The sequence below is a fragment of the Psychrobacter sp. genome (genome assembly GCF_049295055.1).
Lineage (GTDB): Bacteria > Pseudomonadota > Gammaproteobacteria > Pseudomonadales > Moraxellaceae > Psychrobacter.
The window spans coordinates 18,613-29,680 of record NZ_JBAQQF010000054.1; the positions used below are offsets into that span (position 1 = coordinate 18,613).

8 protein-coding genes are annotated in these 11,068 nt (G+C 37.3%); 5 read left to right on the forward strand and 3 right to left on the reverse strand.

Annotation, left to right across the window (positions count from 1 at the left end):
- The first annotated feature begins 27 nt into the window (after nt 1-27).
- Genes WAZ74_RS08600 through WAZ74_RS08620 form a run of 5 tightly spaced genes read left to right on the forward strand, consistent with a single transcriptional unit; the run spans nt 28 to nt 7,807 of the window.
- Complete coding sequence (locus WAZ74_RS08600; RefSeq protein WP_422307848.1) at nt 28-3,126, forward strand: type I restriction endonuclease subunit R; 3,099 nt, start codon at nt 28-30, stop codon at nt 3,124-3,126.
- A complete protein-coding gene (locus tag WAZ74_RS08605; RefSeq protein ID WP_422307850.1) occupies nt 3,120-4,757 on the forward strand; it encodes an HsdM family class I SAM-dependent methyltransferase in 1,638 nt (545 codons plus the stop codon). Before WAZ74_RS08600 ends, WAZ74_RS08605 begins: the two co-directional genes overlap by 7 nt.
- Nucleotides 4,747-6,003, forward strand: coding sequence for a restriction endonuclease subunit S (locus WAZ74_RS08610; RefSeq protein WP_422307852.1), 1,257 nt, complete (start codon nt 4,747-4,749; stop codon nt 6,001-6,003). The genes WAZ74_RS08605 and WAZ74_RS08610 overlap by 11 nt, the downstream gene beginning before the upstream one ends.
- A 41-nt stretch (nt 6,004-6,044) precedes the next feature.
- Nucleotides 6,045-6,905, forward strand: a complete 861-nt coding sequence (locus WAZ74_RS08615) for a hypothetical protein (RefSeq protein WP_422307854.1) — start codon at nt 6,045-6,047, stop codon at nt 6,903-6,905.
- The gene (locus WAZ74_RS08620) at nt 6,902-7,807 is read left to right on the forward strand and encodes a hypothetical protein (RefSeq protein WP_422307856.1); all 906 of its coding nucleotides are present in this window, start codon (nt 6,902-6,904) and stop codon (nt 7,805-7,807) included. The genes WAZ74_RS08615 and WAZ74_RS08620 overlap by 4 nt, the downstream gene beginning before the upstream one ends.
- A 161-nt stretch (nt 7,808-7,968) precedes the next feature.
- Here the strand turns inward: WAZ74_RS08620 and WAZ74_RS08625 are convergent, their stop codons facing one another.
- The 3 genes from WAZ74_RS08625 to WAZ74_RS08635 form a co-directional block, all read right to left on the reverse strand.
- The gene (locus WAZ74_RS08625; RefSeq protein WP_422307858.1) at nt 7,969-9,345 is read right to left on the reverse strand and encodes a leucine-rich repeat domain-containing protein; all 1,377 of its coding nucleotides are present in this window, start codon (nt 9,343-9,345) and stop codon (nt 7,969-7,971) included.
- 138 nt (nt 9,346-9,483) lie between these two features.
- A complete protein-coding gene (locus tag WAZ74_RS08630) occupies nt 9,484-9,948 on the reverse strand; it encodes a hypothetical protein (RefSeq protein WP_422307860.1) in 465 nt (154 codons plus the stop codon).
- A 237-nt stretch (nt 9,949-10,185) separates the two neighbouring features.
- Nucleotides 10,186-10,971: an HNH endonuclease family protein gene (locus WAZ74_RS08635; RefSeq protein ID WP_422307862.1), complete on the reverse strand. Its 786-nt coding sequence runs from the start codon at nt 10,969-10,971 to the stop codon at nt 10,186-10,188.
- Between the last annotated feature and the right edge of the window lie 97 nt (nt 10,972-11,068).

The window sequence follows — 11,068 nt, forward strand, 5'->3', positions numbered from 1 at the left end:
AATGAACTTTAACCATGAGCTTATCCTATGAAATTTAACGAAGACTCCCGTGTCAAAATCCCCACAATTTTACACTTAATGAAGCTAGGCTATGAATACTTACCACTATCATCAGCTACGTGGGATACTGACACCAATATTTTCACGGATATTTTTTATGATTCCGTGATGCGTATCAATCAGGGTTTAGAAAAAGACGAGGCTAAACGACTATTTGATGACATCAAGTTAGTACTAGATAATGAAGATCTTGGTCGCACCTTTTTTGAAAAACTCATAGCGCGATCAGGTACTAAGCTTATTGATTTTGAAAATTTTAATAACAACAGTTTTCACGTCGTCACCGAACTGACTTATAAAAATGGTGATGAAGAGTTTCGTCCTGATATCATTTTGCTGATTAACGGTATGCCTTTGGTTTTTGTTGAGGTCAAAAAACCCAATAACAGAGATGGTGTTATTGACGAGCGTAATCGAATTAATAAGCGCTTTAGCAATCCTAAGTTCAGACGCTTTGTTAATATGACTCAGTTTATGATCTTCTCTAATAACATGCCTTATGCAGATGGTGACCCTGAGCCGATTCAAGGGGCATTTTATGCTAGTAGCTCTTATCACAAGCCGATATTTAACTATTTTCGTGAAGAGGAAGTTTTTAACTATACCGCTTTATTGAAGCCTATCAGCCAAGAACAAGAGCTTGCTGTACTTAAAGACAATAACTTGGCCGTTATTCATAACAGTCCAGAGTTCCAGTTAAATAAGCAGCCTGAGCGCCCAACTAATAGCATTTGTACTTCATTGCTTAGCCGTGAGCGCTTAGCGTTTGTATTACGGTATGCGCTGGCTTATGTGAATGAGACTAAGGGTATTGAAAAGCATATCATGCGTTATCCGCAGATATTTGCGACTAAGGCCATTGCAAACACCTTGGATCAAGGCATTAAAAAGGGCATCATTTGGCATACGCAAGGCAGCGGTAAAACTGCCTTAGCCTATTATAACGTTGCGCATTTGACGGATTATTTCCAAAAACAAAACATCACGCCAAAGTTTTATTTTATTGTTGATCGCTTAGATCTACTACAACAAGCGCAAAGTGAGTTTACCGCTCGCGGTTTGCGAGTGAAAACGGTGAGTTCAAGAGATGAGTTTGCTCGTGACATCAAGGCTACTAAAGCCATTCATAATGATGCAGGTGAGCCTGAGATTACTGTGGTTAATATTCAAAAGTTTGAGAATGATCCAAACGTCACCGCCACCAAAGATTATAATGTTGATATTCAGCGCGTATATTTTTTAGACGAGGTGCATCGTAGCTATAACCCTAAAGGCAGCTTTTTAGCAAATTTAAAAGAATCAGATCCTAACGCTATTAAAATTGGTTTAACAGGTACACCACTGTTGGGAGATGACTATAATTCAAGAGCGTTATTCGGTGATTACATTCACAAGTATTATTACAACGCTTCTATTGCTGATGGCTATACCTTGCGTCTGATAAGAGAAGAAATATCTACCAACTACAAACTGATCCTACAGGAAGCACTGGCTAAAGCGCAGGTGCTGGTAGGTGACGTTAAGCGGGAAAAAATATATGCGCACTCTTGCTTTGTCGACCCCATGCTAAAATACATCGTCGAAGACTTTGAAAACAGCCGTGGGGCGTTAGCGGATGCCAGTATTGGCGGTATGGTGATCTGTGATAGCGCACCGCAAGCCAAGCAGATGTATGAGATCTTTAACAAGCTCTATGCACAAGGTGAAGCAATTACTGATAACCAAACGTCTAATTCAAATGCTAAAACATTAGCAGAAATTCGTCATGAAGAAATTAAAGTCAAATCTGCCCAGCTAATTTTGCACGATGTAGGCACAAAAGAAGATCGTAAAGAGTGGGTTGAGGACTTTAAAGCAGGTAAAACAGACTTCTTGTTTGTTTACAACATGCTGCTGACTGGCTTTGATGCCAAGCGCTTAAAGAAGCTATATATTGGCCGCGTCATTCGCAAGCATAACTTATTGCAAGCGTTGACTCGCGTCAACCGTACCTATAAAGACTTTAGGTATGGCTACGTGGTCGATTTCGCTGATATCAGTAAAGAGTTTGAAGAGACTAATAAAGCCTACTTTAAAGAGCTACAGTCAGAGCTGGGCGATGAACTTGAGCATTATTCAAACCTGTTTAAAACTCAAGAAGAGATTCATGAGGAGATCGCGCAGGTTAAAGAAGTACTGTTTGAATACAATACTAACAATATGGAAGTATTCAGTGATCAGATTAGCCAAATACAAGATTTAGGGCAGATGCGAGCGCTCAAAAAAGTATTGGCAAACGCTAGAAGCTTATATAATCTGATCCGCTTGCAAGGTGAGTATGAGATTTTAGAGTCACTTGATTTTCAAAAGCTCAATGTTTTATACCGTGAAGCCAGCCATCATCTTGACCTGCTCAATACCAAGCAAAATTTAGAGCAAGGGATAGCCACTAGCAACCTACTCAATCAAGCTTTAGAAGATGTGATCTTTAAATTTACCAAAATAGGCGAAGAAGAGCTGGTACTGGCTGATGAGCTCAAGAGTACACTACGTAAAACGCGTGAAGCGATGACAGACAATTTTGACCCAAAAGATCCCGAGTTTATCAGTCTAAAAGAAGAGCTTGAACGTATTTTCAAAAAAAGGAAGCTAAGCGAAGTCTCGCAAGAGCAGATGAATGCAAACATTGATGAGCTGACTAAGATTCATAATCGCATCAAAGAGCTAAATCGTAAGAACACCAATCTGAGTCAAAAGTATGGCGGAGATACCAAGTATGCACGCATCCATAAGCGATTAAGAGAGCAAGAGCAGCAATCACCAAATAAAAAGCTCTCAGAATATAAGTTACATGAGATCTTAGCGCAGATAAAAGATGACGCCGATGAAAAGGTACTTAATAGCAATCAGATTGTTGAGCATGGAGACTATTTTGAAAAACAGATGATGCCTATTGTTATTAAGCGATTCAATAAAGACGCCAGCCAAGACAAAATAAAACTAAATAACGATAGCGTACGTTACGTTAGCAAATTGGTCGTCAATGAGTACACCAATGAATATTACACTGGAGCAAGAGCATGTTAGAGCTTGAATTTAAAGCGAAAACCCAAGAGTTAATTGATAGCCTAAAAAGCATCTGTGCCAACTATGGACTCGGTAACGATGGTAACGAGTTTAAGATCATCACTCAGATATTTTTGTACAAGTTCTTAAATGATAAGTTTGCCTATGAAGCTAAAAAAATAGATGAAAAAGTGGCAGCAGCTGATAAGTGGGAAGAGGCACTCAAAGCAATGAGTGCAGATGACTACGACATGCTACAGATGCAGATGAGCGCGGATACTGCACGCTTAGAGCCTGAGCACTTTATCAGCACCTTATTTAATCAAAGTAATGCGCCAGATTTTGCAAATTTGTTTGATGATACCCTGATAGATATTGCCACCAAAAATAACGACATCTTTGCGGTTAAAGCTGACGATGGTTCAAAAGTAGTATTGTTTGACCGCCTTAGTACATTTATTGCTAACGAGTCTAAGCGTGATGACTTTTGTCGCGCGGTCATTAATAAGCTGGTCGAGTTCAGCTTTGAGCGTATCTTTAATCAAAAGTTTGATTTTTACGCAGGTATATTTGAGTACCTAATCAAGGACTATAACAGCAACTCAGGTGGCAAGTATGCTGAGTACTTCACACCTCACGCAGTCGCCCGTATCATGGCAGAGATCCTTGTACCACAGGCTGAGCGTGCAAATATCAGGAATGTGACGTGCTACGACCCATCGGCAGGGTCGGGGACATTACTGATGAACGTCGCTCATGCTATCGGTGAAGACCGCTGCACGGTCTATACACAAGACATTTCACAAAAGTCATCTAACCTATTACGTTTAAACTTAATATTAAATAATTTAGTGCGTTCAATACCTAACGTGATTCAGGGCAATACCATTTTGCACCCGTATCATAAAGATGGTGAGACACTTAAGCAGTTTGACTATATCGTCTCCAATCCACCATTTAAGCTCGACTTTAGTGACTATCGCGATGCGTTAGACAGCAAAGAAAATAAAGAACGCTTTTTTGCAGGTATTCCGAAAATTAAGCCCAAAAGTAAAGATAAGATGGAAATATATCAGTTGTTCCTACAACATATCATTGCATCGCTTAAAAAAGGTGGGAAGGCAGCGGTGGTTATCCCTACTGGTTTTATAACGGCTCAATCTGGTATCGAGAAAAAAATTCGACAAAAGCTAATTGATGAAAAGATGCTAGCTGGTGTGGTTTCTATGCCATCAAATATTTTTGCTACTACAGGGACAAATGTATCGATACTATTTATCGATGATAGTAATGATGGCGATGTCATATTGGTTGATGCATCCAACCTAGGCAATAAGGTTAAAGAGGGGAAAACCCAAAAGACAGTCTTGAGTGCTGAAGAAGAGCAACAAATTGTTAATATTTTTAATAACAAACAGCAGGTTGATAACCTGTCAGTAATTGTCAGCTATGATGATATCAAGGCAAAAAGTTATAGCTTTAGTGCGGGTCAGTACTTTGATGTAAAAATAGAATATGTCGATATTACTGCTGAGCAGTTCGCTGAAAAAATGCAAGGCTTTACAAGTAATATAGAGGGCTTATTTAAGCAATCTCATAAACTCGAAGATGAAATTAAAGAGCAGTTGGCGGGGTTAAAGTATGAAGACTAAGATGACGCCGCTCACAGAGTTGTTAACTACCATAGTTGATAATAGGGGGAAAACAGTGCCAATCAGTGACTCTGGCACTCCTTTAATAGCAACTAACTGTATTAAGCACAAAAGCATTTATCCTACCTTTGATAATGTGAGATATGTAAATGATGAAGTAATGCAGTCTTGGTTTCGTGCTCATCCAGAACCTAATGATATTATTTTTGTCAATAAAGGAACTCCAGGTCGTGTATGTCTAGTGCCAGAGCCTGTGAATTTTTGCTTTGCTCAAGATATGATGGGTTTTCGGTGTGATTCTGAAAAAATCGATTATCAATACTTGTTTGCAGTATTAAGATCAGATTTCATACAACAAAAAATTGAAAACTTTCACGTTGGCTTAGTTATTCCTCATTTTAGAAAAGGCGATCTGGATCATATTAAAATACCTCGCTTATCATCTAGACAGTTAGAGTTAGCAATAGGGAACTTATATCTTAATATATCAAAGAAAATCGAACTTAATAACCAAGCTAATTCTGAGTTAGAAAACATGGCAAAGACGCTATATGACTACTGGTTTATCCAATTTGATTTTCCTGATACAAATGGTAAGCCTTACAAGTCGTCTAGCGGTAAGATGGTTTATAACGAAGTGTTAAAGCGTGAAATACCTGAAGGGTGGAAGCAAAGTACTTTGTGGGATATTGCAAATTACTATAATGGCTTAGCGATGCAAAAGTATCGTTCAACAGGAGACGATTATTTACCGGTAATCAAAATCCGTGAGATGAATAACGGTATTAGCCCAGACACTGAAAAAGCCAGAACTGACATACCAAAAGCGGCCATTGTTGATGATGGTGATCTACTATTTTCGTGGTCAGCTACTTTAGATGTCAAAATTTGGTCGCAGGGTAAAGGCGCACTTAACCAGCATATTTTTAAAGTTACTTCAGACGACTATCCTCAGAGCTTTTACTATTTTGAGCTGATGAATTATCTTAGTCACTTCAAAATGATGGCTGATTTAAGAAAAACAACGATGGGTCATATTACCTTAGAGCATCTAAAACAAGCTAATATTGTTTTACCTCCAATCGAGCTTATTGAGAGGATTGATGAGAAGTTAAAACCAATCTTTGAACATAACTTGGTTTTGAAAAAAGAGAATAACCGACTAGTTGAGCTTAGAGACTGGCTGTTACCCATGTTAATGAATGGTCAAGTGACAGTTGGAGCTGCCCTCGCTGCGAGTGAGTAAGGCTAACTTTTAGGGTAACTGCTTAATAGGCATGACTTAATATGAACGATATTGTTATTAAAACGATTCAGCCTTTCGATATATTGAGAGTAGACACTGCCGAAAAAAACGATATCGTAAGCGATGTTTTCACTGGTAACGTGTTTTATGAGGGTGAAGATATACCTGTCTATTTTAAAGCGTATGCCTATGATCATCCGTATATCGCTAAGGGTGACAGAGGTCTCCTCAATGAGATTATCGGTTATCTAATTTGTGGCTTGTATGAAGTGCCACAGCCTAAGCAAGCATTCTTAGTGCTGATGCCCAAAGAGAGCCTTACTCATCTATGGAATGATCTTAGTGATCGTATTAAAAAAAGCTATGAGACTCATGATATTATCCCTATGTTTGCTACGCAACGTATATATGCCAAAGCACTATCGCTTAGATATAATCACAGTAGACAAGCCATAGAAAGTGAACTCAGAAAATGGCCACATTTTAAAGAAGCGTTAATCTGTGATGAGATCATGGCAAATACAGATCGGTTACCTCGTAACATTTTAACGGCTAACGCAAAAGATTTTTGGTTAATAGATAATGGTAAGCTGGCTATAGAGGATGGCACAAACTGGCAGTCGACAGGACTCATTGAACATAGTAACTATAGTAATTATCTGGCTGATCTAGTGATTAAAGATATACAGGCTGATAGCAAAAAAGGCAATCTCATTATACAGACAGCTTTGAAAAAATTTAAAGCTATTAGGCAGATTATGGCTGAATGTGAGTTTTGGGTAGATGCATTATCAGGTGATCAAGATCGTGAAATATGGCAGAAATTCTTAGCATTTCTGCAAAGTAGAGATCATAATATCACTCATATTCTAAGTAAACGCTATGGGATGCTGTCATTATGAATTGGACAAGCTTACTACAACCTAAACATGCGACGGCTTCTTTTGTTAAGGGGCATTTTTTTGTCATAAAGTTCACACCCGATATTGTAGCTAAAGAAGTATTTAATCTAGGTGTTGGTTTTATAGAAGACGGCGATAAAAAAATTCATTTTAAGCTGGCTCATTCAAGCTTAAAAGGCTTTGCTTGTATCTACGGTAAAAATGCCGTTCAAGGTCTAAGATTGTTATTACAGTCTATATCGACGGCATTAAACACAGTAGGGTACTCTTATCCGCCTTCTTCACAGCTGACCTATACGACATTAATGCCTATTAAGGGCTTGTCTGTAGAAGCGATTCTAGATTCGTTATATCGTGATTATGTACACATGGATCACTTTCAAGAAAAGAAAAAAGCTACAGCGCCTGTTCTCAATACAATAGAACTACGCAAGGGGTTAAAGCAAAGCTTAAAGAGCATCAATAAAACTGAATATTATCAGGAAGAAGACATTCTACTAGAAAGTAATATTGATAGTGGTAAGATTGCTCTAGATCTACCCATCTGGCGGCCACAGCAAGAAAATAGTCTTTTTGCAAACGAGCATTTATTTGCGACTGTGGTGTCAGCAGATTACCTAGAAAAAAATGCCTTGAGCTTTAACTTAGATTATTTGGGTTGTAGTAATATACAAAAAGCATGTCTGTTAACAGGCCAAGAAGCTAAAGCTGGATTATTCATATATCGTCCCTCGCTTAATGAACGTATTACGAAAGACGTTATAGATACTATCGATAGCCATATAGAAAAATCCTTGTACACCTTAAGGCATTTAAGACAGAAAGAGGGCTATCATATTGAAATGGATGTTTTGTATAGCGAAGAAGCAGTTCATGATAGGGTGGCTGCTTTTGTGACTTAAGCAAGGCTTACGTCGATAAGAACTGTCGATACTCTAAGATAAGAAGATCGATCGGGTGCATTACAAGATTCGCTGTATCTGGTGCGATAAATTGAACCTCTCTTTACGTTGTCTATAGCGTATAGATAAATACAGCGAATGATATAAAAATTCTACAGTCATTATCTAAAATCTTCAGTATTGTCTACTGTATCTAGGAATTCCTCGACGCAGCTAGATAGTTGAATTGATGAGTTGTTATCGAAAACTAAAGATTCAATGCTTTCAAGATCACTAATACTATCAGGTAGCTTGTTTATTTTGTTACCTCCAAGATATAAACTCATTAAGTTTGACAACTCTCCAATCGATCCTGGTAACTCAGTTATTTTATTCTTTCCAATATCAAACTCTACTAAATTCATTAATTTGCCGATACTATCAGGGATTTCACTAAGCATGTTATCCGTAATATAAAATATTTTAAGTGCACGTAGCTTACTAATACTTTCAGATAATTTTGTAATTCTATTACTAGGTAATGAAAGATTTCGGAGGTTGATAAGTTGGAAAAAACTGATGGGTAAATCAGCTATTTGGTTGCAAGCAACATATAGTTCTTCCAACCCTTCTAATTGTCCGATATCTTGAGGCAGCTCGCATATATGGTTGTAACCTATATCAAAAACTCTTAAGCTTCTCATTTTTCCAATTTTGGCTGGTAATTTATATAAGTGGTTTTGATCGATACGTAACTCTACTAGATTAAACAGCTGATTGATCTCATCAGGTAAGTGAGTTAATTGATTTTTGTAAATATGAAGCCATTGCAAATTAGTTAAGTTGCCAATACTAGCTGGTAGTGTTGTTAAGAAGTTCTCTTCAATACGTAGCTCTGAAAGATTTTCCAATGAACCTATGCTATCTGGCAATTTACTTAAACTATTTTCACGAACATAGAGTGATTCTAAATTAGTTAGTTGGCCAATACTAAGTGGTAGTTCATTTAGCCGATTACCTGTTAAATCAATCGCTTCTAGTTTAACTAGATTTCCTAGTTCATATGGTAGGCTGATTAACTGATTCCTTTCAGCATTAAGATCCATTAACTCATTCAGTTGGCATATGCTAGCAGGCAACTCTATTAATTGATTATGTCCAACATCTATTGTTTTTAATTTTTTTAAATTTCCGATATTGCTAGGTAGTTCAGTTAGTTCATGATCACTAACATGAATTTCCATTAAGTTCGTCAGCATACAAACATTATCATGTAAATAAGTCATAGCAGTAAAAGGACGATCGTAATTTTTTGAAATTCTTAAACGAGTCATCAATAATAGCTGGTCTTTATTCCGAGGAACTTCATTCTCAGAGATTTCAAACTCATCAGCCCATTGCCAAATTTGCTCAATCCAGTCTTCTTCAGCATTAGAGTACTCGTATGCAGGTATAGATTTGCTAACAAAGTCATTAGCAAGCTTATAAGCTTCGTTTACAGTGATGTCTTTTGACTTTAAAATTTCAAGTGCTATATGCTCGTGCTTAGTTAATTGCATAGTTTATTAATCTCAATATAGCCAAAAGGTGAAAGGTTTCAGTTAGATCTTGCCGTGTGTAAATAATAGCGATATAGAAGAATGCAAATGAATTAGCCAAATATAGCTAGGAATATCTATACGATCAGTGCAGTTTTTTTAATCGTATCCAAGAGCTTGTCGGAGTCTATCGTTACGCCAACTGGCTGCCAGCTCATAAATATATTTATTAGCGATATATCTTGCTATGTCATCTACATAGGGAGGTGAGTTCATTGGTGTGAAACTGCTATCTATGCTTATACCGCTGTCTTCCATATCGACTAGATGACCATAGGCATCTTCAGTTTGTAACCAGATTGCATTAGCTTCATATTCACTGAGCTCTTCAAGCCGTGATATGACATATACCACAACTGCAAAATCATATTGATTCCATGAGTAAGTTCGTGATCCCCCTTGACACTGGTAGCAAACATCATCCCAGAGATTCTCGAGGCAACCTAGATCTATTGTAGTGCTTTGACCTTGCATCCACCTGATAGTCTGTCTAGCTATTTTCTTTGATAGTTTATTAGAGAGCTCTTTGGAGATGTTTAATGCTATCTTTTTTTCTAATCCCATTACTATCCGCCTTAACACTGAATCAGTTAAAATATTTTGCTGATTAGCTTTTTATAAAAAAAGCTAATTATATTATCGTTTTAACTAGCAGAATTTTATCTGCATGGCTTCTCTAAGCTTCGATATACAACCCTAAAAAACATACTCACGGTAAAATATACTAGTTACTATCTTACAAATTTGATTCATAAAAAAAGCCACTACTTAGAAGTGACCTGTTTTGCTAATTCAAATAAATCACATCTCTATATTATTTACAGTACTTGCTCTGTCATACTCATCTAAACGCTTACCATTAAGCTGCCAGTGATCAAAGGCTAGCTCCATTAACATTTGCTGTCTTTGCTCAATTGACGTCTTAGTCCACTCATCAAACTGGCAGTTTAGCTTATTCTTTAGGCGATTTAGACCAGTGTTCTTGCCAATAGTATATTGATCATTCAATAACTTAGTCAGCACAAAATTGGAATGTATGTACTCTGCTTGCTTCATTCCAAACCAATCAGTGGACAGATCGTTACAGTTATTAATAGCTTGATTTATTTGACTCTCAAGTAGAGTGGTATTACCCAGCATAAAAGTATATTTGTCACGTTCTTCTTCATCAAACTCATCACTTGCATCTAAATTAATCAGAGTTTGCGGGAGAATATGTTCAATTTGAAGCTTTTGTATGTTGTCTGGACTAAGGGGGGTCAGTCCCGCTTGTTTGCATAGTTCAGTATTTAGGCAACCTAAAATATAGCGCTCTCGATATTGTGGATTATAGTCATAATGTCTAATCTGTAGAAAACTATTTTTGAAGTCTGATAAATAGCCTCTTAGAAAGGGTATAACAGCTTCATCAACAAGGTTTACGACTTCCTCTATATTACGCTTTCCACGTAGTTTTATAGCCCAGTCTGTAAAACGCCTCTCGTAACTCTTAGTTTGAATCTTAAGTGTATTGGAGAAAAATAAGAAGCTTTCGATTTGCTGGGCTAAATAGTTAACTATAGTCAATCCAAAATAAAATTGGTACAACCCATATCATGAAACAGTTTAGGTAAATTATTCTCCATCCACCCTTGTCGTAGAAACTTAGCCTGTGCCCATTTTTTTTCAATAGGGTTTAAATCAG